This window comes from Treponema sp. OMZ 857, assembly GCF_024181085.1.
Classification (GTDB): Bacteria; Spirochaetota; Spirochaetia; order Treponematales; family Treponemataceae; genus Treponema.
The window spans coordinates 2150420-2175033 of the sequence record NZ_CP051147.1; the positions used below are offsets into that span (position 1 = coordinate 2150420).

At 44.9% G+C, this 24614-nt stretch carries 18 protein-coding genes; 10 read left to right on the plus strand and 8 right to left on the minus strand.

What is annotated here, in order from left to right; translation table 11 throughout:
* Positions 1-219: 219 nt before the first annotated feature.
* Genes E4N66_RS09690 through E4N66_RS09705 form a run of 4 tightly spaced genes read left to right on the plus strand, consistent with a single transcriptional unit; the run spans position 220 to position 3152 of the window.
* Positions 220-1245, plus strand: coding sequence for a M23 family metallopeptidase (locus E4N66_RS09690; protein WP_044013525.1), 1026 nt, complete (start codon positions 220-222; stop codon positions 1243-1245).
* 2 nt (positions 1246-1247) lie between these two features.
* Positions 1248-1673 (plus strand): bactofilin family protein, encoded by a 426-nt coding sequence (locus E4N66_RS09695; protein ID WP_044013527.1) that lies wholly within the window; start codon positions 1248-1250, stop codon positions 1671-1673.
* 9 nt (positions 1674-1682) lie between these two features.
* The gene (locus E4N66_RS09700; RefSeq protein ID WP_253673959.1) at positions 1683-2210 is read left to right on the plus strand and encodes a YaaR family protein; all 528 of its coding nucleotides are present in this window, start codon (positions 1683-1685) and stop codon (positions 2208-2210) included.
* 12 nt (positions 2211-2222) lie between these two features.
* Complete coding sequence (locus E4N66_RS09705; RefSeq protein WP_253727858.1) at positions 2223-3152, plus strand: PSP1 domain-containing protein; 930 nt, start codon at positions 2223-2225, stop codon at positions 3150-3152.
* Between the two features lie 203 nt (positions 3153-3355).
* On the opposite strand, the gene E4N66_RS09710 is transcribed toward E4N66_RS09705, so the two are convergent.
* Positions 3356-9148 carry a leucine-rich repeat protein gene (locus E4N66_RS09710; protein WP_253727859.1) on the minus strand — a complete coding sequence of 1931 codons (5793 nt, stop codon included), beginning with the start codon at positions 9146-9148 and terminating at the stop codon, positions 3356-3358.
* Positions 9149-9251: 103 nt separating this feature from the next.
* Positions 9252-9701 (minus strand): metal-dependent transcriptional regulator, encoded by a 450-nt coding sequence (locus tag E4N66_RS09715; RefSeq protein WP_253727860.1) that lies wholly within the window; start codon positions 9699-9701, stop codon positions 9252-9254.
* 250 nt (positions 9702-9951) lie between these two features.
* Here E4N66_RS09715 and E4N66_RS09720 point away from each other — a divergent pair, with 250 nt between their 5' ends.
* The 4 genes from E4N66_RS09720 (at position 9952) to E4N66_RS09735 (ending at position 14076) form a co-directional block, all read left to right on the plus strand.
* Entirely contained in the window at positions 9952-11427 is a 1476-nt protein-coding gene (locus E4N66_RS09720; RefSeq protein ID WP_253727862.1) for a type I 3-dehydroquinate dehydratase, read from the plus strand.
* A complete protein-coding gene (rpiA, locus tag E4N66_RS09725) occupies positions 11420-12151 on the plus strand; it encodes a ribose-5-phosphate isomerase RpiA (protein ID WP_253727863.1) in 732 nt (243 codons plus the stop codon). The genes E4N66_RS09720 and rpiA overlap by 8 nt, the downstream gene beginning before the upstream one ends.
* A 344-nt stretch (positions 12152-12495) precedes the next feature.
* On the plus strand, positions 12496-13212 hold the full coding sequence (locus E4N66_RS09730; protein ID WP_253727865.1) for a 5'-methylthioadenosine/adenosylhomocysteine nucleosidase: 717 nt from the start codon (positions 12496-12498) through the stop codon (positions 13210-13212).
* A gap of 285 nt (positions 13213-13497) precedes the next feature.
* Positions 13498-14076, plus strand: coding sequence for a hypothetical protein (locus tag E4N66_RS09735; RefSeq protein WP_044013540.1), 579 nt, complete (start codon positions 13498-13500; stop codon positions 14074-14076).
* A gap of 110 nt (positions 14077-14186) precedes the next feature.
* Here E4N66_RS09735 and E4N66_RS09740 read toward each other — a convergent pair whose 3' ends face one another.
* From E4N66_RS09740 to E4N66_RS09765, 6 genes are all read right to left on the minus strand, one after another.
* Positions 14187-15944: an ATP-binding protein gene (locus E4N66_RS09740; RefSeq protein ID WP_253727867.1), complete on the minus strand. Its 1758-nt coding sequence runs from the start codon at positions 15942-15944 to the stop codon at positions 14187-14189.
* 85 nt (positions 15945-16029) lie between these two features.
* Positions 16030-16620 carry a YggT family protein gene (locus E4N66_RS09745; RefSeq protein WP_253727869.1) on the minus strand — a complete coding sequence of 197 codons (591 nt, stop codon included), beginning with the start codon at positions 16618-16620 and terminating at the stop codon, positions 16030-16032.
* A gap of 159 nt (positions 16621-16779) precedes the next feature.
* Positions 16780-17604 carry an EFR1 family ferrodoxin gene (locus E4N66_RS09750; RefSeq protein ID WP_253727870.1) on the minus strand — a complete coding sequence of 275 codons (825 nt, stop codon included), beginning with the start codon at positions 17602-17604 and terminating at the stop codon, positions 16780-16782.
* Positions 17605-17715: 111 nt separating this feature from the next.
* A complete protein-coding gene (locus E4N66_RS09755) occupies positions 17716-19059 on the minus strand; it encodes a butyryl-CoA:acetate CoA-transferase (protein WP_253727872.1) in 1344 nt (447 codons plus the stop codon).
* 7 nt (positions 19060-19066) lie between these two features.
* A complete protein-coding gene (locus E4N66_RS09760) occupies positions 19067-19846 on the minus strand; it encodes an enoyl-CoA hydratase-related protein (protein ID WP_253727874.1) in 780 nt (259 codons plus the stop codon).
* 20 nt (positions 19847-19866) lie between these two features.
* Entirely contained in the window at positions 19867-20712 is an 846-nt protein-coding gene (locus E4N66_RS09765; RefSeq protein ID WP_371922465.1) for a 3-hydroxyacyl-CoA dehydrogenase family protein, read from the minus strand.
* A 586-nt stretch (positions 20713-21298) separates the two neighbouring features.
* On the opposite strand from E4N66_RS09765, the gene E4N66_RS09770 reads away from it, so the two are divergent.
* Both E4N66_RS09770 and E4N66_RS09775 read left to right on the plus strand, forming a co-directional pair.
* Positions 21299-21895 carry a TetR/AcrR family transcriptional regulator gene (locus tag E4N66_RS09770; RefSeq protein WP_253727878.1) on the plus strand — a complete coding sequence of 199 codons (597 nt, stop codon included), beginning with the start codon at positions 21299-21301 and terminating at the stop codon, positions 21893-21895.
* 92 nt (positions 21896-21987) lie between these two features.
* Positions 21988-24489, plus strand: a complete 2502-nt coding sequence (locus E4N66_RS09775; RefSeq protein ID WP_253727879.1) for a PEP/pyruvate-binding domain-containing protein — start codon at positions 21988-21990, stop codon at positions 24487-24489.
* Positions 24490-24614 lie beyond the last annotated feature (125 nt).

Below are 24614 nucleotides of genomic sequence, written 5' to 3' on the forward strand. Positions count from 1 at the left end.
AGGGAAAACGTAGCAGGCCAATGGGATAAATATCGCAGAATAATGGAGATTGGGCAACCATTTGAACCGCGAAGAGGTTCAACTCTGGTTGAACGGTCTCCATTATTCTGCGGGCTGTAAAAATTAGTCTGCTACGTTTTCCCTGAATGCGAATGCTGGACAGGTAGCCTGTTAATTGGTATACTTTTTCAATAGTTTTATATAAAGAGGGGCAAAAAAGTGTCTCGAACACGAGGATATAAGAAAACTGAAAACAATATTGTACGATATATCTCAAAAAAGATAAGGAAAGCAGCTGAAGCGGTTTTGCATTTTTTTCAGCGTATCATTGCCGGCGGTCGGAAAAAACTGACCATTATGATCGTACCCCATTCGCAGAAAAAAGTATTAAACTTTCAAACCAGTATTTTTAGCTTACTTTTTACACTGATTATTGCTATCGGCTTTTTCTCTTCATTCTTTTGGTTTGCACACAAAACAGCGGCATCGGTACAAGATCTTTCCGCTACCAAAGAGGAAGCCCGTAAAGCACAGGCAAGCCTGGATGTATTACGGGATGAAACAAATGAGCTTTTAAAAACGGCACGGAATTTTCAAACAGCGCTTACCACAACGTTTTCTTCACTCGGTTTAAAGACCGCTGCACCGGCAGGACAAACGGCAAACGGCGACTTATCCTTTCTATTTAATATGCATGAGGTTGCGGAAGGCTCTCTAAAAGAAGCTGCGGAGTTGCAACAGCTTACCTCATATCTTAACGATGCCGTTTTACCGGTACAGGAAATGGGAAAACTCCTTAATATGCAGACAACTCTCTTTTCCGATATTCCGAGTCTCTGGCCGATTAAAGGCGGCATCGGGCATATTTCGATGGCGTTCGGTCAAAACCGGCATCCTTTTACCGGTCAGTGGTATATTCATAAAGGTATCGACCTTTCAACTTATCGTTCGGGAGACCCGATCGTGGCGACTGCCGACGGACAGGTTGTTACCGTAGAGTTCGACCCCGGTTGGGGAAATTATATCATTATTAAGCATAAACACGGTTTCTACACCCGCTATGCACATATGCAGTCTTACCGCGTTACCAGAGGCGAGTATGTACAGCAGGGACAAACCATCGGATATATCGGAACAACCGGTATTTCGACCGGGCCGCACTTACATTATGAAGTACATATCGGTTCCGATGTTGTAGACCCGATTAAATATCTTAATATAAAAGCTTCCAATACAAAGCAATAGCTATGGCAAAAAAAAACTTTATCGATGACATTTCGGTCAATACCATTATAGGACCGGGAGCACTGATATCGGGAAACGTAACGGTTTCCGGATTTTTACGGATAGACGGTGATATCGATGGTAATGTGCAGACTCAAGGACGTGTCATTATTGGAGAAGACGCCCGGATACGGGGAAATATTAGGGCAGCTTCGGTTAGCGTCGGAGGAATTGTACAAGGCGATATTATTGCGCCGGATTATGTTGTCATTCTTTCATCGGGTATGGTTATCGGATCGGTTCTAACAAAAAAGTTGCGGGTTGATGATGATGTCATTCTACACGGATTCTGCTCTGCTACCGGCGATCAAACCGGTTTTGAGGAAGCGGAAAAGAAATATTCGAACCGGCAAGCACTCCACTCCTCCACTTTTTCTTACTCAAAATAGAGGAGAAAAATGGGAAATCAAATAGAAAGTTCAAATTATGCAGTGGGAGTAACCGTTCAACCGTCCTTACACCCCCCAACGGCACAATCCGAAAAAGACAAAAAAAAACTGAATAAATTTAAAGAGATGCTGAGAAGCGTCTTACCCCAAACTCAGCCGGGAAATGAAGCCGATATAATCGAGCAGCTGAGCAAATTACCGCCGGAAGAAGCGGTTGCGCTGTTGCAAGATGAAGTACGGTCTGCGGGGGATACATTGCGGACACGCCAAAATCCTGAAACGATTTTACAGTACAAGCAGGCTGTCAAAAACTTTATCAGCTATGTCGCGCGTGAAGCATATACGGTTACAACACGGACTCATTTACGGCGTGATAAGACCAATCATTTAAGACCGCGTTCTTTTACCCAAATTGTTATTATCAATGAAAAGCTTGACAAATTTGCAGGCGAGTTACTCTGCGACCAAAAAAGCCAACTTTTTATTCTTGAACGGTTAGAGGAAATATACGGCCTAATTATAGATTTGATTACATAATAGGAGTCAGAAATGGATATTGAATTTGTAGAAACATATACCGAATACGAAGAAATAGATGATTTAAGCGCTTTGGAAGATAATGATGAACCACAAGCGGAAGAACCTATACAAGAAGGTGCTTTCCCTCAACCGCTCTATCAGTTAAAGCTCGAATATTCACAAGAGACTTTTTATGCAACAACGACGGAATTAAATCTGCAAAGCGGAGATTATGTCATTAGTCCCACACGTTACGGAGACGACATGGCTCGTGTAATGGGTTTGGTGCAGCATCCGATCAGAGTAGCAATTAAGGATATCGTTACCGTCAGTCGGAGAGCAACGGAGGAAGACTTTCGCCGTGCGAAAGAAAATATCGAAAAAGAGAAAACGGCAAGCGCTCTTTTTAAAGAAAAGGTTGTTGCCCACAAGCTGGATATGAAGCTGATTGACTGTCACTACTTACTCGAAGATCCTAAAGTTATCTTCTTTTTTACGGCAGACACCCGTATCGATTTTCGTAAGCTGGTTAAAGACTTAGTCGCCATTCTGCGTCTCCGTATTGAGCTTCGGCAAATCGGTGTCCGCGATGAATCGAGAATAGCAGGCGGTATCGGTTGCTGCGGCCGGCCGTTTTGCTGCCATGCCGTAACCGACAAGCTGAGACCGGTATCTATCAAGATGGCAAAGGAACAAAACCTGTCGTTAAATTCACTCAAAATTTCGGGGCAATGCGGACGTCTGCTCTGTTGCCTGTCGTATGAGTATGATTGGTATGTGGAAACTCGAAAAAAGCTGCCCTCAATCGGTACCAGCCTCTACTACGATAATACGCTCTTCCGCATCAGCGAAATAAATCTGATTACCGGTATTATTGCGCTTGCGGGCGAAGACGGACGAGTTATTTCCATGCCTGCTCAGCGTTTTTCTCAGCAGCACGGAAAATGGAAAATTAATTAGCAAAGAGCTTCTACTTCCGCCTGTTCCGAAGCAGTACTGTTGATAATTATTTTTGTAAGAGACGCCTTTTTAGTTGATGATGTTAATAGGGAATTTCACCGCCAAGGCGTAGGGGACGCTGTTGGGCAGTTGTACATCCCTGTACAACTGCCCAACCTTCGGTTGCGTTAATTACCGATTATCCATCGCTTTTACCCGTTTAATTAAGGTGTTATAGCCGAAAACTTCTCCTTCGTTGTTCCCATAGTGCCCGCATTATTCTTATAGATTGCAAGCTGGAGCAAAGGCACCTTTATTCCCCCGTTCGGCAAGGCGTCGCAGCCGCTAAAAGCGCCGTTAAAATTGACGCCGTAAGGGCAATTCATTTTTATGCTTTGTAATTTTTCACAGTATTGAAAACATCTTGTCATATCATAAACCCCTGAAGGAATATTGGGAACTGTAGTTAAACTTCTACAGTAACGAAAACATTCCATCATACTCGTAACGGTTGCAGGAATAGCGGGAACCGTAGTTAAATTTTCACACCCGTAAAAACAAGCTCGCATATCCGTAACGCCGGAAGGAAAGTTTTCCAAAGAGACAAGGTTTTCACACTGAGAAAAACAAGCGCTCATATCGATAAGACCTGAAATACTGTTAGGCAGTTTAAGCGCAACTTTTTTAGAGGAGTTATTGTTTAGCAGAGCTCCGAGTGGTCCTGGATTCGGGGGTGATGCGTATGTACCCTTTAAGTCCGATGCGGTTATACCGGTTACTTCGATATAATTTACTTCGGTTGACGAAGCATTGGCAAGGAAGGCTGCCAACTTACCGTATGGTACTTCCGTATATCTGCCCTGTTTGAGACAGCCGTTTCCGCCGACCGTCCACGGCTGCGGGGTGCCGCTTACGATTTTCGGCGTTACGGCAAACTTATATGTCTCGTTCGCAAGGGTTACGCCCGTGCCGGCTGTAAGCACTTGTGTGGTCGTATTGTAGGCGGCAGGCGTGATGCGTGCAACGATGCCGCCCGGCGGGGTTAAGGAGCCTGCAACGGTTATCTTTGCACCGGAGTTTAAATACACATCGTTGAATCTCTTCATGCCCGAGGGTACTTCTGAGGACGGTGTGATAACGGCGCTGTCTTTCATTGTAAATGTTGCGGTCGAGCCGGCTGCATACACGCCGCCGCCATAAAAGGACGGGGATCCGCTAATATCAGAATCGGAACTTTCCGCAGTACAGCCGGTAATGCTGCTGCTGCCGCTCATATTAAACGTTGAGTTCTCCATGTACACGCCGCCGCCTCGAGACTCTGGGGTGCCTGCATTGTGGTTAATTTCCGCTTTACAGCCGGTAATGCTGCCGCCTGTCATATCAAATGTTGCTCGGTTTTTTACGCATACACCACCGCCGAATGGAGAACCGGTGAGTCCCCCCGATTCTACTTTACAGCCGGTAATGCTGCCGCCTTTCATTATAAAGTTTGCCGTGCCGGTGCTGCCATGCGCCACTTCAACGCACACACCGCCGCCGTCGACAAAGTAGGCAGAGCTTACCTTACAACCGGAAATGGTTCCGCCTTCCATTGTAAATGAAGCGGTGCCTCCGTCACGGGCACTGATATAAACTCCTCCGCCGGAGACACTTGCTTCGCTGCCTGAAATTTCGGCTCCGGTTTTCATTGTGAGCGTGCCGTTTTCAAGGTAGATACTGCCGCCGAAAGAGGAAGCAGGCTCCGTTGTTTTATTGTTTTTAAGCGAACCGTTTAACGTGCAGTTTCCGCCTTCCATGTATACGCCGCCGCCGTTCTTTGCTTTGTTGCCCTCAAGGGTGCAGCCGTTTATGTTGACGGTTGAACCTTTTATAAATACTGCACCGCCGAAGCCGTTGTCGCTGTCGGTACCGGTTGCTTTGTTTGCGTCAGCTCCCGTGCCGCCGATGGTACCCCCGCTGATGGTTACGCTGGACGGGGTGCTGCCGTCCTTTTCTGCACAGATTGCACCGCCTGACTTTGCCTCGTTGCCCTTGAGGGTGCAGCCGTTTATGTTGACGGTTGCACCCTTTGCGTAGATGGCACCGCCTGTGCCTGCTTCTCCCGTACCGTCAGCTATTCCGCCGGTAAGCGTCAGGTTTTGGATGGTGAGCGTTTTACCGCTTTCTACCTTAAAGATGCGGTGCTTCGGTTTGCCGCCGGTGTTTTTGTTTGCATCCAGTATGCCTATAGAAGTCTCGCTTTCGCCTTTTATCGTGAGGTTTTTGTTGATGGTGATGTCGCCCGAATTGCCGGTAACGGTTGAGGTATCGGCTGTCGCTTGCACGGTTCCCCTTATGAAGATAGTTTCGCCTGCTGTCGCATTGTCAACCGCATCTTTCAGCGCCTTCCATGCCGAATTCGGGTATTTTGTGCCGTCTACAATGCGCATCAGCTTACCGGCGGCATCTACTTCCCAATACAGTATCTTACCGTCGCTCAATGTTTGCGGCGTTACCGTAAACTTGGTGTAGTTCGAACCGACTGCACTGCCGTCAAGGACTTGCGTGGTCGGCAGGTATTTGTCGTTCGGCACCGTAATGCGCGCTACGGGGGGTGTGCCGGTCAAAGCCCCGTTAAGTTTTATCTTTGCAGTGGCGGTTGTATCTGCGGCCAAATAAACGTCGTTTTTATGAGCTTCTGCAGAAGGGGTAACGGTTGCAGAACCTTCCATCTCAAATGTTCCCTTGGCTACATACACGCCGCCGCCTTCGGCCGTTGCCGTATTGGAAGTAAAATCGGTGTTTTTCATAACCAGATTCGACCAGTTTACATAAACACCTCCCCCGTTTTGCGCTTTGTTTTCGGTTACACTGCTGTTTTCCAGTATGAGTTTTCCACAAACATTGCCACTACTCGAAGTGCGAAGTAATATACCGCCGCCGATAGTTGTAGATTCGTTTTTGGTAACAGTACAGTTTTTTAAAGTAATTGCATTGTTTGGGCCGTATGTTGCAAACACCATACCTGCTCCGCCTGCTGCACTGGTGCCGGTCAGTTTGTTTGTATGTAGAGTAACACGCGTTAAAACAACGGAATCGGCGGTTGTTGTTGCATTATGGTTTCCATACAAACAAAGCCCTGCTGCAGAAGATCCTGCGTCATTGTTTTTGATCATGACATCGGTTATCTTCACATTCATAAGGCAGTCCGATCCTTGAATAGACACTCCTCCGCCAAGCCCATGAGTAGTATCTAAGGCTTTACAGCTCGCAACCTCCGTATTTGCTATTACCAGTTTACGCTCATCGGTAGAAGTTGTACCAAACATGTTGCAATAAATGCCTCCGCCGCTATATTTTGCTTCACAGTTCGTAATAAGTACATTGCGTATTTCAAGCTCACCTTTCGAATAAATAGCGCCGCCTTTTCCGTTGGGATTAGAAGAGCCGCCGGGATCTGTTTCGTTATTTTTGCCGTTTTTCAGCGTCAGGTTTTCCAGCGTGAGCGTTTTGCCGTTTGCAACATTAAAGATGCGGTGTTTCGCTGTGGGGGCATTGGGATCGGTCGTAGTACTGTTTGCGTTCAGAATGTCCGAACCCGCTCCGGTTTTGCCCTTTATCGTAAGGTTTTTGTCGATGACGATTTCGCCCCAATTGGCATCTACACCTGCGGTGCCTTCGTTTGTCGCTTTAATTTCGCCGTTGATGGTGATGGTGCTGCCTTCGGGGAGTACTTGCACGGCTTCTTTGAGTTTTTGCCATGCACCGGAACCGCTGTTTATGGTTGTGGGTATTGCCTGCAACGTTCCGTCATTTTTTACTTTCCATAGGAAGCCATCGTCCCGCTGTGTTACGCTGAACCTGGTGTAGTTTGGCGGTGTACCGGACCCTATACTGCCGCCGCCAAGCACCTCATCCCCGTCGTTGTAGTGTTCGGGCGTAATGCGGGCAACAATAGGCTCAGGACTCTGCAAAGCGTCGTCCAGCTTGATTTTGGCGCCGTCTGCAAGATACACATCGTTTTTGCCCGGCGTGTTTATGTCGCTTCCCGTTGACGGGGTAATGACTGTCTTACCGTACAGCCAAAGCGAGCATCCGGTTTCGACGCAAACCGCCCCGCCTTTTCCGTCGGCGGCATAGCCGCCTGTAAGCTTTATATTACTCAGCGTAAGCTCCGTGTCGCTGTCACTTATTTTAAGGATGCGCCCAAGACTGCCTGCGTTGACGGTGCGGACGGTGCCGAATGGCGAACCTGACAGCATCAGATCTTTGCCGCCCGTTACCGCTATTTCGGTATCGGCGGAGGAAGCGTTCAGGTCGCCGCCGATTTTAATATCTATGTTGCTGCTGTAATCATACTGCCCCGGTCCCGTACCCTTCTCGGGAGCGTTTTTTATAACGTTTTTAAGCTCGCTATAGGTGTTTAGGGTGGCAATCCCCTTAATATGTACGGTAGTGTGCGGCCCTGCTATTCCGCCCCTTACAGCCCATACTTCAAGTGTGTGTTCTGTACCGCCGGTTACCGTTATTTCCGCCGGCGCCGATGGCGACTGTTCGCTGCCGCTGTCCAGCTTATACTTTACCGCAGTTCCTGCGGACGCACTCAGTTCAAGCTTGAAGTTTGATGAGGGGGCGGTGTAAATAAGCAGCGCTTTTGAGGAGTTGTTATACTGTCCCTCATCGGGTATGATGTCTTCCGTAACATAGGCTTTAGTGCCTGCACTGATGCAGTGCAAATTATTATCACCGGAGCTAAAATCCTGCTTTATTTTAAGGACGGGAACTTCCTGCCGTACCAGTTTAACAAAAAAGTCTTTTGTGTCGCTGTCGTCGTAGCCGCTTAACTGCGCTTTCAGACTGATTTTGTAGAGCACTTGGGTTTCGCTTGCGTCAAGTGCCGGTAAATTTATCGCAGCGCTCGTTGTGCCACTTACGGTACCCGTCTGTGTCCAATTGCCGGGTGATGAGGAAAACCTTGAGACGGTTCCCGTTATGCCGGTTCCGGTGAATGCAGCTTTTGCCGTCAATGTTTTGCCCTTTATGCCGGGGATTTCTTTTGGATTGCCCGCCGTTGTTCCCGTTATTTCGGTCGAACCGACAAACAATTGCACATTAGCAAGCTTATTTTTTGGCGTGCCTGCCGATATAACCGCAGAACTTACTCCTTGTTTATCTTTTATGCATACCTCATATAGTTTTTCAGGGCCGTCGACTTTTACATCGGTTTTTACGCGGAGAATCCAATCCTGCGAGGTCGGCGACGGAAGTTCGGGATCGGCAAGTTTAAGTTTTTGTACCACGCCTGACGCTAACAGGTCTCCGCCCGTTTCAAAATCCGTTTTGCCTGCGTTAAAGCTAAGAGGAATTTCTACAGGACTTCCGCCGCTTTTCGTAATAATCAGTTTACCGCCATTGAGATCTTTATGTACACTGCTGTCGGTAATCGGCGTATTCATATCTTTTGCACGGAATAAAAGCACATAGTAGTCGTCAGTGCCGACCGCCGTTTTTCCGACCGCCGCGTACTCCAACGCAGGGGCGGTGTCAACTTTTAAATTTAAGCTAAACTTGCTACGGAATACTCGAGGATCATCAGTGATGAAGGTAATTTCAGGACTAATATCACCGTTACCCCACTCGTGCGCTTTCAAAAAGGTCGATTTGTATTTAAGTGCCAGTTTATCGTTTGCGGTTTGCGTTAAGGTGTAGTCCGTATTATAATTCGGCGGCGATGAAAGACCGGGAAATGTGATAACCTTTCCTGCATAGGAAGAAGAGGAGTCAGGCATAACGAGCTGAAAGTTTTTCGGATTACGCAGGTTAATCGTAACCGTTACATCGCTTGTTGATGGTATACACAGAACACCGTCTTTATTTGTTGGGTACGGCTTTTGAAGCTGATCAATGCTATAGCCTGTTGCAGAAACCTCCGCCGCCCAATAACTCAAATATGTATCTATATTCGAGGTAAACTGCTCACAAGAGGTACATAAAAAAGTGAAAAAAATTCCGGTTAAAAGGGTAAAAACTTTGCGCATACGTTCCTCCGTTTTGAGGATAAGGGATTATTAAAACTGATAATAACCATTAACAAGATTATCTTTAGGGAAATAGCACAAAGCTCTAATATATCTCTCTCCTCTATTTAATAAGACGGTCGTAAGAACTTTGAACCCTTTGGGTTTTAGAGACCTTATCTTCCGGAGTCGGAGCCTTATCCAACTTATTCAGATACGCATAGAGCTTATCTGCCGTATCCTGACTGATTGCATGTTCCATTTCGCACGCTTCATGGTCTGCAATTTCTGCGTCCACACCCAATATATCGGTTAAGAACTTATACAGTGTGTTATGCCGTTCGCGAACGTTTTTTGCAACGGCACAGCCCTTTTCGGTGAGACGCACCAACCCATAAGGCTCATGTTCAACAAAACCCGCCTCTTTTAACAGACCAAGGCGTTTATTTACACTTGCTCTCGAAACCATCAATAAATTAGCGATATCAATTGAACGGACAGCTTCGGTACCGTGTGATAAATCATAAATAACTTCCAAATAATCTTCTTGCGAAGCAGAAACTCTTGCTATCATACACTCATTATATACCCCTTTCACCTCGTTTGCAAGTTTTAATTTTCCCGATACCGGACAAACGCGGCGGTGTAGATGTACCATATATTTTTGAACCAACGCTTTTGAAAATAGTGATACCGGATACAAGGCGCGAACAAAAATAAAGCGGAGGCGTACTTGTTGTACGTCGAGCATTTATTTTTGTGCAGCAACGCCGTAGACGGTATGCATATTTTCAAAAGAAATCGCTTTGTGCTATACTGTTAACATGGTACCTAAAATATGTCTCGTATTGACGGAAAATACTATCGACAAAAATATTCAGTTAATTGAACGGTACCGTTCATGGATCGACATCGTTGAACTACGGGCAGACTTTCTTGACCCGCAGGAGTTGCTGTATATCCGCAGGTTTCCGAAGCTTGCCCGTATACCGGCTATTTTAACCATCCGCAGGTTTTTGGACGGCGGAGCATTCAAAGGCGGAGAAGGTTCCCGTATTACCCTGTTTGCACGCGGGCTCTCCTTTGCGGATACCGAACCGCTGAATAATTTTGCATTTCTCGATCTGGAATCCGATGTGCAGGCATCGAGTTTAGAAGAAGCGGCACAAGCTTTTAACATCGGCATCATCCGCAGCGTCCACAGCATCAAAGCGCCGATCAAGGATATTGCCGCTAAAATACGGGATATCCGGCGGACGGATGAAGAGATTGTAAAAATTGCATATAAGGCCGATAACCTTGCGGATGTAACGGCGCTTTTCAAACAAACACAGCAGTTAAACGGACAAAATATACTGATTGCGATGGGCAAATACGGTATTCCTTCCCGTATTTTAGCGGCGAAGCTGCATTCTTCAATTGTATATACCATGCCGCGGGAATATATTGTACAACATCATTTAGAACAGGAATTCATCGATCCTATTACGCTCAACGAGCTGTATCACTTCCGCACAATAAACGGTGAAACGAGCATATACGGGGTTGTCGGTACAGATACGACAAGGAGCCTCAGCCCGGCTATTCACAATAAAGGCTTTGAACGAAAAGGAATCAACGCCGTCTATATCCCGATTTCCGCTGTAGACAGCAAGGAAGTTATTGCATTTGCAGATTGCACCGGAATAGCAGGGCTCTCGGTTACCCATCCATTCAAATTCGATATTATTCCTTTTTTGGATTCAATCGGGCCTGCTTCAACGGCATGCGGCGCAGTGAATACGGTACTATTTGACGGAGGTAAACGGCGGGGCTTTAATACCGATATCGATGGGTTTTCGCGGGCTTTGCAAGCATTTTTACACGTTCGGAGTCTTAGGTTTAAACATATCGCGATTATCGGTACCGGTGGAGCGGCGCATGCAGTTGCCAATGCCGTACATCTGCTGCATGGAAAAGCCTGTATCTTCGGCCGTTCTGCAGAAAAGGCGAAACAGCTGGCAGGGCGGTATAACTTCCGGTGGGCGGTGTCGGACTTGGCTTCCGTCCGTACACTTAAAAAATATTCCGACGTTATCATACAAGCAACCTCCGTCGGTATGCATGAAAATGAAGATCCGCTTGAATTTTACAGTTTCTCAGGTTCCGAAAAGGTATTTGACGTTATCTATACTCCCGAAAAAACCGCACTCTTAAAACGAGCCGAAGCTGCCGGCTGTGATATTTGCAACGGATACGATATGCTTCGGTATCAAGCTTATAAACAATTTGAACTATTTACAGGAGGTTCCTATGAGTAATACTATCAGTGTTGAAGATCAGAAGGTATTGGTAGCCCATACCGCTATCGATAAATTGGTTTCCGAAGGGCTCATCCATTCCGGTATGAAGATCGGTCTTGGAACCGGCTCTACCGCAATGCCTGCCGTAAAGCGTTTGGCCGAATATATTGCAAAAGGGAAGCTAAAAAATATCGCCGCCGTTCCTACCAGTTTTCAGACATCGATAGCATGTGAAGAATTCAACATTCCGATTTTTTCCCTCAGTTCGGGACGAATCAATGGCTCGCTGGACTTAACAATTGACGGTGCAGATGAAATCGATTCCAAAAAGAATCTTATCAAAGGCGGCGGGGCGGCATTGCTGCGTGAAAAAATTATTGCGTATAACAGCGAACTGTTCGTTGTTATCGGCGATGAAACAAAGAGCGTCAAAACATTGGGCGTCAATTTTCCGCTCCCCATTGAGATTGTACCGGAAGCACGGCTCAGTATTATGAAAAAACTTGAATCTTACGGAGTCTCAATGATTATCCGCGATGGAATCCGGAAAAAGGGGCCGGTTATCACCGACAACGGAAACTTCATCATGGATATAAAATGGCCGGCTAATGCAAAAATCAATCCTACTAAATTAGAAAGTGAATTGAATGCCATACCGGGCATTATCGAAAACGGATTTTTTACCCAAAAACCTCCGCGCGTCTTTTTAAGCCGCTCAAATGGAACCGTCGAAGAATTCTAACGAGTGAGAGGATAAAAATCAGAGCAACCGTCCCGAAAGTTAAGCGGTTGCTTTCCTTTTGCACAAAATTTTGAAAAAATTTTGTGCAGGTTATATTATGAAGAAGGGGAAGCGCATCAGACCGATAGATAAAAATCGCGGAATAATGAGGCTGTGAGACCATTTGAACCTTCTTCAACTGTTGTACATCCGTGTACAACAGTTGAAGGCGAGTTTTGTGCATGCACAAAACATCGCTGCTGTAGGGAACCACTGCCATCCTTGGCAACTCTGGTTGAACAGCCTCATTATTCCGCGGGGATATTCGTAAAAATGTCTGATGCGCTTCCCCAGAAGGAAGAGAGATGAAGATAGGAATTTTTGCGGCGGAACAGCAAGAGATAGAAAATATCCAGCACAGTTTGCAAGGACGGAAAATCGAAAGAGCCGGACTCGCGTTTTATGAAGCGGCGTATGGGAGGCATACGGTTATCAGCGTATGCGGTGGCATCGGTAAAGTGAATGCAGCAATTTGCACGCAAGTGTTGATTTCGGAATTTCACGCGGAAGTAATTATCAACACCGGTACTGCGGGAGGCTTAAACGACTCGCTACACGTATTCGATTTGGTGGTCTCGATCGATGCGGTACAGCATGATGTGGATGTGTCGGTTTTCGGCTATGCAAAAGGACAGATTGCCGGAACCCCCTCTCCGTTTTGGAAGGCTGACGACGGTCTGCGCGCTGCTTTCATGAAAACCTTTACACAGCTGAAAAATGACCATACGGAAGATTTTGCAAATACCGACAGTATGATTGCCGGACGCATCGCTTCGGGAGACCGCTTTATTGTAAACCCCGCCGTAAAGCAGGATATTATCTCAACGTTTCATGCCGACTGCGTCGAAATGGAAGGCGCCGCTGTCGCGCAAACCTGCGTAATGAACGCTGTTCCCTTTGTGATATTGCGCTGTATTTCCGACAATGCAGGGGAACCTGCGGCAATCTCATATCAGCAATTTTCAAAAGAGGCATCCCGTATTTCGGCGATGCTAGTACTGCATACGATTGCCCTCCTATAACTTTTGAAAATATACGGCACATCTGCGTTGTCGCTACACCGAAATAAATGCTCAACGTATCACAGATACGCCTCCGCTTTATTTCGGCTAGGCTCCTAGCATCTGTACCGTCTATTTTCAAAAGGCTTACGGAGAGCATCTTTTCAAAAGTACCGGTTCCAAAATATACGACGCCTTGTATCTGCACCGTATATTTCAAAAGGAAGCGTTGCAGTTTATCAAAAAATGGAATATACTTTTGTAGTATGCTGCATCTACAAGGGCATATAATTTGGAGGAACAGGTATGGCAACAGTTAAAGCGATGGATCTTTTTGAAGCGTATGCAAAACAGAAACTGCCGATGGATCAAGGATATATTGTTTCATCGTTCTTTAAAGAAGATTCTGCATACAGTATTTATGAGATCGTTTCCTATGCGACCCTAAAGGATATTTACCTAACCAGCAACGGATTAACTTTTCAAACAAACGGAAAAAAGCTTTTTCTGTTTGTTGAGCCCGAAAACTATCCGCATAAATCTATGGAACCCTATTGCCGTGAACGTGACTTTCAGGTACCGTTGCGATTTAAAGATTCAAATATCATCACTGCAAAGAATCAATCAAAGATTATTTTCAGCAAGGATCCGCAAGAAGCGCTGTCGGCATTTACTGTCGTAAAGCCAACTGGTATAAACTTTGCTTTCCTGTTTTACCCACTTCCGGATGTATTCCAGTCCATCGAACTGTTCTTTGAACAGACATTGAATAAGGAAGCCGGAATTCCGGTTCGTGATGCAAAAAATGCTGCAAAAGAATTTGCGCTTTTAGGCTCCAAGGTTCTGACATGGCCGAATTTGGAAGAGCAAAACGCAGGTAAATAATCGGTTGTCTCTGAATAATTAGGTATAAAGCCGGAAACGGCTGCGTAATTGAAACCGCATCCCAAACCGCTCTGAGCACGCTATTCGCTATTTGAATAGACCGGAGCGGTTTATTTTTCTCCAAGTAGTTGTTTTAATTCCTGTATCTCTGCAACCAGTTCCGAACGCTGAATTTTCTGATACTTCTTAGGCAACATTTCTTTACTGGTACATTCGAGTACGGCGACTAAATTCTGTAATTCAATATCATAGGGATACGAAGGCGGAATAAAATCGTCGATAGTTTGTTCAATGTCTTCGGTCGTCAGCATCGTGCGGTTGTCGGCGGTTGCGTTCATTTTTGATCTAACCAAAATAGCCTCAATGTCCGCACCCGATACGGGAAATTTCAGTTTTTTATTGACGACATTCGAAAACGAAATATCTTTTGTTTTAATCTTTAACTTCCGTTGCAGCGTTTCAAAAATTTCAACCTTTTCCTCTACCGTTTCGGGATAAAAAAGCGCCAAATGCTCCTCCGCTCTTCCCTGCCGTTTTAAGTCTATCGGCAACAAATCGGGACGGCTGGTAATCAAAAACCAGATAATTTTTCCGCGGTAATCGGTATTGCCCATAAAATTTGCAATTTGTGCAAACACACGAGAGGAACCTGCCCCATCCTGCATTTTACGGTTTCCTAAAACGGCGTCGGCTTCGTCGATCATCACGGCAACGGGCGCCATTGCCCGCAGGATGTTCAACACTTTTTCCAAGTTCGATTCGGTCGTACCTTGCCATTGCGTATGAAAATTTTTAAGCCGCACCATCGGAATACCGATCTCTCCGGCAAATGCCGAAACAAGGAAGGACTTACCCGTACCGATCGGCCCGGAAATTAAATACCCCATCGGGAGTACATCGGTTCTTCCCTGTTTAAGCGCCTTGGCCATCGACTTAAAGCGCTTTTTTACAAATTCATGTCCTGCAATAAACGAGAGGTCGTGTTCCGTTTCCAAAAATTCCAGCAAACCTCCCGCTTCATTTTCGATAATCTCTTGCTTTTTTTTGCGGAGATATTCAAACGTAATCGGTACGTCTTCGTTATACGACTCTTTTGCCAGCTGATTAAGGTTTAATAAATTTAATCCCGAAGTCAGTTTTCCCACCCGTTCAGCGTTGAGGAGCCGCTCCAACAACAGTTCTTCCTTATTCTGCAAATACGTTAAAAAATGGATACGAATTGCTTCCGATGGGAGCGGGATGGCAACTTTTACTGTTGAGGGAGAGGCGACAAGCCGTGAGTTCACATCGGCAAGGTTCTCGGTCAGCATGACGATCGAAATATCTTCATTGGTAAACTGAGGATCGTGCGACCAGCGGTTCAGGGTAACCAAGCAGTAACGGTCAACCGCATCGAGGTTTCCAATCTCCTCTGCAGGAATAACCGTTTCAGCATAATCGATAATCAGCACCATTCTGCGGCCGCTGCCCATATTGAGCGTAAAATAGCGTTCAAGATACGCAAAGGCTTTAACGGGATCGCGGGAATAAAAATCTTCGACGGGAACTTCGGGGTACCGGCTGTGCATCGTCGCAATATAGGCTTGCTCCATCTCTTGCATACAAAAAGATACGCCGCTCGATTTATCGTAAAACACGATAATATCTTTATTGCCGAAAATAACTTCCGAAATATAGTCCCATATCTTTACAAAAACAAAATGAGCGCTTGCCCGATGGTTGTGCGGTAAAAAGTCACGGATATTGCCGTGTACAAAATAGAGGTTGACCGTTTCGGTACAGTATTTGGTTGCGAGCTCCTGTGCCCACGGTGGTAAATCATGGATAAGCTCGCTATTATATTTAATCAGTTTTTTTCCCGAAGACAATTTCCCATCCCCCCTCTTCTATAATACCATATACAAAAACCGGTAAAAATACAATAGAAAAGGGAGGCTATCCATATAGGAGTTCTTAGATGATTCTTATCACTTTAAATTGAAATAACAGAGAACCGACAAAAAGACCAAGTGCAATACGGAGTAACAGGATAATAAGAATCGTCAATATGAGCCGAGTACGGTACTGCAGCGGTTTTCGCGGGAGAAAACCGGTAACCTTTGCAATAACGGGACTTAAAAATCTATCTAAATTATACCAAAACGGAGAACTGCTTGACGAACCGAAAAGATCGTACCCCAGGCGGATAATCAAAAAGATGATCAGCAAGTTCAGCATAAAGCCGATAAACGACCATACCAGTTCTATGATACTGACACAGAGCCCCCAAAGCGAAATGGTACCGGTCGTCAGAAGGGATGTGATAAGCTGCGCCGCAATGGACAAGATACCGAGCGACAAAACAGGAGAAAAATCAACCATACCGATGCGGGTAAATCTGAACCGTCTGAACCAATTCAAATAAGGATCACAAATAGATGACAACATCCGCCCGAAAGACGAATAGGCTGCAGAGGGAACCCACGACAGCAAAATCTTAATAAAGCATAAAAAGAGATAGACATTGATAAGCTGCCTAACAGTTAATAATAACGAACGCACCATAGCAGGCTCCTCATATTAATCGGCAAATTTTACCGATTGCATTTCCGTATAACATACTGATTAAAATGCAAACCGTAAAGCCCCTCATCATTTTGGTGTTCTTGCTTCTAACCATTACACCGATGGATAGTATGATAGCCTTTCAATGTCAGTATGATATTACGCAAAGCATTGCGAAATGGCTGTGCGTGCGTAGTTTTGTTCCAGCATTGCTTTATGCGATAGGAACAGCGGGTCGTCGAATGATTTTGCTTCTGTGTGGCAATGCACAATGCAGGCTTGGCACTTTATACAAATGCCGGGAACTAACGAAACGTCGTTTTTGTCGATGGAGCCCATCGGGCATACGGCCGCGCAAACGCCGCAGTTATCGCATTTTGCTTTATCGGTAATCGGTTTTGCCTTTAAAAAATTAACCGGCTTTCCATCGGTGCCGAGCGGCACATAATAGGCAGTGAGCGCCTCGTTTCTTTTTATCTTGGAATTAGCGAGGGGTTTTCCGGAATTTTGCAGCTTTTTAACCACCTCTTCGGCAAAAACAGTTAGCAGTGCCTCATCGGCATCATCCGGCCGCCCAATGCCTATTTCTGCAAACGCATGTTTGCAGACTATCGCACCGGCTCCGATTACCGAAAAATTATTCTTTTCCAACTCCATGTGAAGCTCGCTCAAAGAATTGTCAAAACTGCGGTTTCCAAAAGTAACCACCGCTATTGCACGTGTTTGATTCCCCTTGAACAGGTTTTGCACAAAGGGCAATACCTTATTCGGAATGCGTCCTGCGTAGGTCGGCACACCGAAGACAACCAAATCCTCAGGTGAATATGTCCTGGTTTCGATATGGGCAGCCGGCAGCGTAAAGTCATCAACTTCAACCGGAATATTCAGCTTTTGTGAAAACAGCGAAGCCAGCTGTTCAACTACCCGTTTGGTATTACCGGTTGCGCTAAAAAAAACCGCTTTTATATTTTTAATTGGTTGCATACTCTTGTCCCTTATAGAGGATATATCAAGAACAAACGTATCGGAGACAAGAGCCTCATGCGTTTGTTCTTCAGTTGAAAAAGCTGTGCGGAATTCCGCGCAGGAGAAAAGCTATCGTTTATTGGAGCGCTTCCAGATATGGAGCTTTTCCGCTTCGGCAATAAGCGAATCTCTAAAATCGGGATGCGCAACAGAAATTAAGGCTTCTGCCCGCTGCCATGTCGATAAGCCCTTCAAGTTGACCTTTCCGTATTCGGTAACGAACCAATGGACATTAGTTCTTGTGTCCGTAACGACGGAGCCATGTGCAAGCGTCGGGCGGATACGGGAGGTAAGTGCCCCGTTTTTATCCTTAAAGGTGGATGAACAGCAGATAAAGCTTTTTCCACCCTTGGATAAATACGCGCCCAATACAAAGTCGAGCTGTCCGCCCGCGCCTGAAATATGCTTGGTTCCCGACGTTTCGGCATTCACTTGACCGAATAGGTCAATATCTACGGCATTGTTGATGGACATAAAGTTATCGATTTGAGCAATCACCCGCGCGTCGTTTGTGTAAGAGACCGGTGCGCCCATACATACGGGGTTGTTATGCACATAGTCATAGAGCTTTTTTGTCCCTGCGGCAAAGGCGAATACCTGTCGCCCCGTATCGATTGCTTTCTTTGCGCCGGTGATTTTTCCCGCTTTGGCAATATCGACAAAGGCATCGACATACATTTCCGTGTGTACGCCGAGGTCTTTTAAATCGGACTTTGCAATCATCGCGCCGAGCGTATTAGGCATACCGCCGATACCGAGCTGCAAACATGCTCCATTCGGAATTTCTTCGATGATGAGCTTTGCGACAGCCTTATCGACTTCGGTCGGTTCACCCTTATCGACAAGTTCATCTATCGGCGGATTATCCCCTTCGATGATCATATCGACATCGGAAATGTGAATCTTATCATCCATACCGTTTACACAGTTCGGCATATTGGTATTGACTTCTACGATGACGATATCCGCACAATCCGTAACCGCTTTGAGGTGAGAGGCATTCAACCCGAAATTAAAAAAGCCGTCTTTGTCCATCGGCGCCGTTTGAAAAACCGATACGTTAAGGTGCTTAATATTTTCGTAATACCAGCGCGGCAATTCCGAATAGCGGAGCGGTATATAAAAACCGAATCCAGCAGCGATGGTTTTACGTTCATATCCCGACATGTGCCAAGAATTCCACGTAAGGTGAGCCGCAGGAGCTTTTATTTTAAAGATTTCCGGTTCCCGCAGTACCACACCACCTCGGATATTGATGTCTTCAAGTTCAGGCAGCCGCGCGGCTAATGCCTTGTCGAATGCGACAGGGGTGTTGTTTCCCCATCCGTAATCGAGCCAATCACCCGACTTGACCACCTGCGCGGCCTTTTCCGCTGTGGTTAGCTTTTGTGTGTATAACGAACTATAATCCATGAGTCCCCTACCGGTTATTGAATTTTTCAATTTTTTCTTTTTTGACAAAAGCATTCATAGCCATCTTTTGGTCTTCCGTTGCAAAACACTGCGCGAATTCTTCGGTTTCGATGGCGATTGCTTTGTCGATACTGACCTGCAAGCCTCTATTGATAGCTTCTTTTGCTTTTTTTATTGCAAAGGGTGCCTTCTGGCAAATAACTTGTGCCATAGCGATCGTCTCCGCCATCAAATTCTCCGGCTTTGTCACCTTATTGACCAGTCCGATTGCAAGTGCTTCTTCCGCTTTTACAGTACGGCCGGTATATATGAGCTCCTTTGCGCGTCCGGCGCCGACAAGCCGTGGCAGCCGTTGCGTCCCGCCGAATCCCGGCGTAATACCCAAACCGGTTTCAGGCTGTGCAAAGCGGGCGGTTTCCGAAGCGATACGGATATCGCACGCCATCGCAAGCTCGCAGCCGCCACCCAAGGCGAAGCCGTTCACCGCAGCAATAACGGGACAATGGAAGTTTTCTATACGGAAAAATATTCCGTCAGCAAACTGCGCATATTGAATTGCTTGTTGAGGATCTTTATCTTTCATCTCTGCGATATCTGCACCTGCAACAAAGCTTTTGTCACCGGCACCGGTAAGAATCACTGCATAAATATTTTCTACTTTCTCAACCTCATCCAACACATGGTTAAGATCAGTCAACACCTCGGTGCTAAGGGCATTTAAAACCTGAGGTTTGTTAATGGTAATAGTTGCAATATGTCCATCTATATGAAACAATACCGTATTCATCTGGCACACCTCCTCCGCTTTTACTTTGAATAGTCGTAAAAACCTTTTCCGGTTTTACGTCCGAGTAATCCGCCGCGTACCATTTTACGAATAAGCGTACAGCAGCGATATTTGCTGTCTCCCGTTTCACGGTACAATACGTCCATAATAGCCAATACAACATCAAGACCGACTAAATCACCGAGCGCAAGCGGTCCCATCGGATGATTTGCACCCAGCTGCATTGCCGTATCGATATGTTCAGCAGTCGCAATACCTTCCTGCAGAATAAAAGCAGCTTCGTTAATCATGGGGATAAGAATCCGGTTGACAACAAAGCCGGGGCCTTCGTGTACCTCAACAGGCGTTTTTCCCAAACTCTTAGCCGTTTCTATAATCGTATTTTTTACTTCAACAGGCGTATTGATTCCTGAAATAACTTCTACCAACTTCATTCTATCGGCAGGATTAAAGAAGTGCATCCCGATGACGGGGTGCTTAATGCCCTTGGCAATTTCGGTAACGGACAGAGAAGAGGTATTTGTTGCAAAAATGGTAGATTCTTTGCAAATGCCGTCCAGTTCGGTAAAAAGCGTTTTTTTCGCTTCGCTGGTTTCCAATATGGCTTCGATAATTAAATCGCAGTCGGCCAAATCTTTGTATACGCCGGTCTTTAAATTTCCCTTTATGGCAGCGACCGCTTCCGCCGTTATTTTGCCTTTTGCAGCCAATTTATCGTAATTTGCTGCGATTTTATCTATTCCCGATTGCGCCCATTCGATTTTTATGTCGCATACCGTAACCTGATACCCATTTGAAGCAAATGATGTGGCAATCCCCTGCCCCATCGTGCCTGCGCCTACAACACCGATTTTCTTCATAACTATGGCTCCTATATAGACCATTTTGTAAAACCTACTGCCCGAAAAGGGATTGACGGACAGCATCCGCCGGCAACGCCGGTGAAAAATGTCTCATAGACATCTCGAAAAACTCAGTTGTTTTTTCAGGAATGCCTGACTTTAAAAACAAAGATAGCATATCACAAAAAACGCCTAGGATAAAGCCCTGAAATGAGATTATATATTTATCAGATGGGGTATATCAAAAAGGCAAGTCGCTTTTAAGGCAGTACGTTTTCAATACAGGCTTTACCGCTATTGCGGCTGACGCAGCCTTGCGGTTAAATAGATAGGTTCAGTGGGAATCTTTAATTCGGTGCATGAACCTTTGAGCATTACGTAAACATCCATGGATTTTGAACCTTTTTGTCAATCAGAACGTTTTTAGTCAAAATCCCTCCATTGTACTTTTTAGGTGCAATGTTTAAAAATATTCTGTTATTGCATATTTTCCCCACCGTATTACCATCAGTGAATATAAAACAAGATATTCATTGACACAAAGCCTTCATTTTGCTATATTGGCAATGAATATTATACAAGATATTCACACATACAAAAAAGGATTACTATGCCGAAAGCTTTTACCGAAGAAGAACGCATAAAAATAAAAGAAACGCTTATGGAAACCGCGCTCAATTTATTTCACGATAAAGGAACAAAATCCTTGAGCATAGCGGAATTGACCAAACGGGTCGGTATTGCGCAAGGGAGTTTTTATAATTTTTGGAAGGATAAAGACGCTCTCATTATAGAACTTATCGTGTACCGCGCAAATCAAAAACTACGCACTATTGAAAAAAAGTTTTCAACCTCGCTTACCAATCCGGCAGCATTTCTTACGGATATGATATACAAATCTTCGATTGATCTTATGACAAAAATTCAAAGCCAGCCTATTTATCAGGATGCGTTTAAGCTCTTTGAAGCAAAGGGGCAAAATGAGGCACATAAAATTGAAATACTGTATCAAGATTTTTTAGCAAAGCTGATACGATATTGGGAACAGCACGGAGCAATTACGCGGGTAGATCAAAAAGGGCTGATGAGCGCATTTATCGGGAGTGCGGTTTTGTGTTCTCAATGCTATCAGTTTGATGCAGCCTATTTTAACGAAGTCTTACGAATATTTATATCTGCAATCGTAAATAAATATATAGAAGTATAGCGGTGTGCATGAAACCGTTTAAAAGAAAAAGGCATACAGAGAAACCGCATCGAACATACTGTGCGCGTTTTCCCTTAAAGGAGTTGAATACAATGCGGATAGCTGATTTTACACAGATACATAAAGATGATGTACTCATTGCAGGCGGCAAAGGATCCAACCTTGGTGAGATGACTGCTGCGGGAATACCGGTTCCTAAGGGATTTGTGATTACCGCAGATGCGTATCGGGAATTCCTTAAAGAAAATAACATAGATGAAATTATCTTGCGTGTTCTTACAGCGGCACAAACGGATGAACAAGCATTGTTATCCGCAGTCGGCACATTTCGGAAAAAAATCATAACAGGACATTTTCCTGCTCAATTGGAAAAAGAGATAAGAGCGAAATATGCGGAACTCGGGGAAGCTGCGAGGGTTGCGGTGCGTTCATCGGCAACGGCGGAAGATTTACCCGATGCGAGTTTTGCAGGTCAGCAAGAAACGTATTTAAATGTGCAAGGGATAGAGGATGTCCTGCTTCAAATACGCCATTGTTATGCTTCGCTATGGGGGGAGAGAGCGGTACGCTATCGATTTAATCAAGGATATAATCAAAGCGCGGTTGCAATTGCCGTTGTCATCCAAGAAATGGTAGAAAGCGAAAAAGCAGGTGTTCTGTTTACCGTCAATCCGGTAACACAAAACAAAGATGAAATACAGATCAACGCAAGTTACGGATTGGGAGAAAGTGTGGTAAGCGGCAGGGTAACGGCAGATAGTTATATTGTAAATAAATCAGGAGATATACTGGAAGTAACTATCGGAAGTAAAGAAACGCAAATTGTCTATGCGGATAAAAACACAAAAGAAGAATCGGTAAGCGAGGAAAAAAGAACAGCGCGGGCATTGAATGATAGTGAGATTGCAGCTCTGGTGAGCGCTGCGCTAAAAATAGAAAAACACTACGGTATGCCGATGGATATTGAATGGGCAATACAAAAGAACGAACTATATATTTTGCAGGCGCGTGCAATAACAACCTTAAAAAATAATGATAATGAGAAGCTGGTTCAGGAATATATCAAAGGTACTAAATTAACACGCATGATGAAACAAAATATGGCTTTTCAGTTTGAAAAAATGCCGTTTGCATATCGTGCACTGGACTTTGATTATATGATAGCAATTAACGACCAAAAGGCACGGATATTCGAAGAAGGTGGTATTGTTTTTGATTCAAACCCTGTAATTGATGACGATGGTATTCAAACACTTCCTGAAAATAAAAAAGGTCTTACGCTGCGTATTTTTCATATTTTTACAATCATTCGGATGCTCAAAAATTTTGACTATTGCGCAGAAGTATGTAAAACATTTATGGATCAGTATGAACAAGAGCTAGCGCATATTAAAACCTTAGATTTTGAGAATATGACATTAGCCGAATGTACTGTATTTATGGAACGAAGTTATGCGCTGACAGAAAAACTTGCATACGACAGATTTAAGTATGCCTTATTCCCGTCTTTTTTAATGAGCAAAAAATTTACCAAAATAATAAAACGTATAGATACAAATTACTCCGCCTTTGATTTCTATTGGGAACTCAATAATAAAACAGCTGTCGTTACCAATGATATTTCTCGCATGGCGGATACGATACGGAAAAACACAGCTCTAACGGAAGCCATACTATCCGGAGAAAGATTCAACACACTGTGTGCCGATTTCCCTGTATTTAAGCAGCTTGCGGATGATTTTATCAAATGCAACGGTTTTAAGTCTGATTACAACTGCTATTGCATCGAAGCAAAAACATTTATCGAAGATCCCGATAGGCTTGTCAATATTATACGCCCGTTATTAAACACCTCTGATACAGCCGATCAGCATTCCGATGATAATAAGAATAAAAATTATACGAATTTAATACAGCAATTAAAGCATATTTATGGAAACAAATATCCGCGTATAGAACAAGACATACAGCACTTCCGATACTTCCATGTCGTTCGAGAAGAATCGCAGTATTTATGGGAAACACTCTTTTATTATGTTAGGCAGTGTGTAAAGCAGATAAATATTCTTCTATTAAATAGCGGAGATTATAAACATGGAATTGCAAATCTCTTTCACCGTGAGTTAATGGAAGTGTTGAAAGCCGGATATATCAGTGATGTTTATAAAGAAAAGATCGCAAGGCGGAATGAAAAATTTCCACTTGCGGAAAAGGTTTGGGAAGCTTCAAAATTACTGGTGTTCAATTCAAAGGGCGATGTGCTGAAAGGGGTGAGCGGAAGCCCGGGAACTGCTGTCGGAACGGTGCGCCTTATTCGCACACCTAAAGAATTTTATAAGATGCAAAAAGGAGATGTGCTTGTCTGTCATCTCACCGATCCTGAATGGACACCGCTTTTTAAACTTGCAAGCGCTGTCGTTGCAGACACCGGCTCTGCGCTCAGCCATGCAGCAATTGTTGCACGGGAATTTACTATCCCAGCAGTATTGGGTGTCGGTTTTGCCACCGTCAAATTCAAGGACGGTGACCTCATCACCGTTGACGGAAACAAAGGAGAAGTGCGGAGCAGTGCAGACGCATCAGCTACTTTTTAGCTACGCCCGCAGAATATGTGAGTCCGTTCAACCAGAATTTCGCCGCTTTGCGACTCAAATGGTTGCCCTGCCTCACATATTCTGCGTTACTTTATATACTCGCCTGATGCGTCTGCACTGGTTTT

Bases quoted from the DNA above. Each gene is read 5' to 3' on its own strand.
- E4N66_RS09695 (WP_044013527.1), top strand. From the start codon at position 1,248: ATGGCAAAAAAAAACTTTATCGATGACATTTCGGTCAATACCATTATA.
- E4N66_RS09700 (WP_253673959.1), top strand. From the start codon at position 1,683: ATGGGAAATCAAATAGAAAGTTCAAATTATGCAGTGGGAGTAACCGTT.
- E4N66_RS09705 (WP_253727858.1), top strand. From the start codon at position 2,223: ATGGATATTGAATTTGTAGAAACATATACCGAATACGAAGAAATAGAT.
- E4N66_RS09710 (WP_253727859.1), bottom strand. From the start codon at position 9,148: ATGCGCAAAGTTTTTACCCTTTTAACCGGAATTTTTTTCACTTTTTTA.
- E4N66_RS09715 (WP_253727860.1), bottom strand. From the start codon at position 9,701: ATGATAGCAAGAGTTTCTGCTTCGCAAGAAGATTATTTGGAAGTTATT.
- E4N66_RS09720 (WP_253727862.1), top strand. From the start codon at position 9,952: ATGGTACCTAAAATATGTCTCGTATTGACGGAAAATACTATCGACAAA.
- rpiA (WP_253727863.1), top strand. From the start codon at position 11,420: ATGAGTAATACTATCAGTGTTGAAGATCAGAAGGTATTGGTAGCCCAT.
- E4N66_RS09730 (WP_253727865.1), top strand. From the start codon at position 12,496: ATGAAGATAGGAATTTTTGCGGCGGAACAGCAAGAGATAGAAAATATC.
- E4N66_RS09735 (WP_044013540.1), top strand. From the start codon at position 13,498: ATGGCAACAGTTAAAGCGATGGATCTTTTTGAAGCGTATGCAAAACAG.
- E4N66_RS09745 (WP_253727869.1), bottom strand. From the start codon at position 16,620: ATGGTGCGTTCGTTATTATTAACTGTTAGGCAGCTTATCAATGTCTAT.
- E4N66_RS09750 (WP_253727870.1), bottom strand. From the start codon at position 17,604: ATGCAACCAATTAAAAATATAAAAGCGGTTTTTTTTAGCGCAACCGGT.
- E4N66_RS09755 (WP_253727872.1), bottom strand. From the start codon at position 19,059: ATGGATTATAGTTCGTTATACACACAAAAGCTAACCACAGCGGAAAAG.
- E4N66_RS09760 (WP_253727874.1), bottom strand. From the start codon at position 19,846: ATGAATACGGTATTGTTTCATATAGATGGACATATTGCAACTATTACC.
- E4N66_RS09770 (WP_253727878.1), top strand. From the start codon at position 21,299: ATGCCGAAAGCTTTTACCGAAGAAGAACGCATAAAAATAAAAGAAACG.
- E4N66_RS09775 (WP_253727879.1), top strand. From the start codon at position 21,988: ATGCGGATAGCTGATTTTACACAGATACATAAAGATGATGTACTCATT.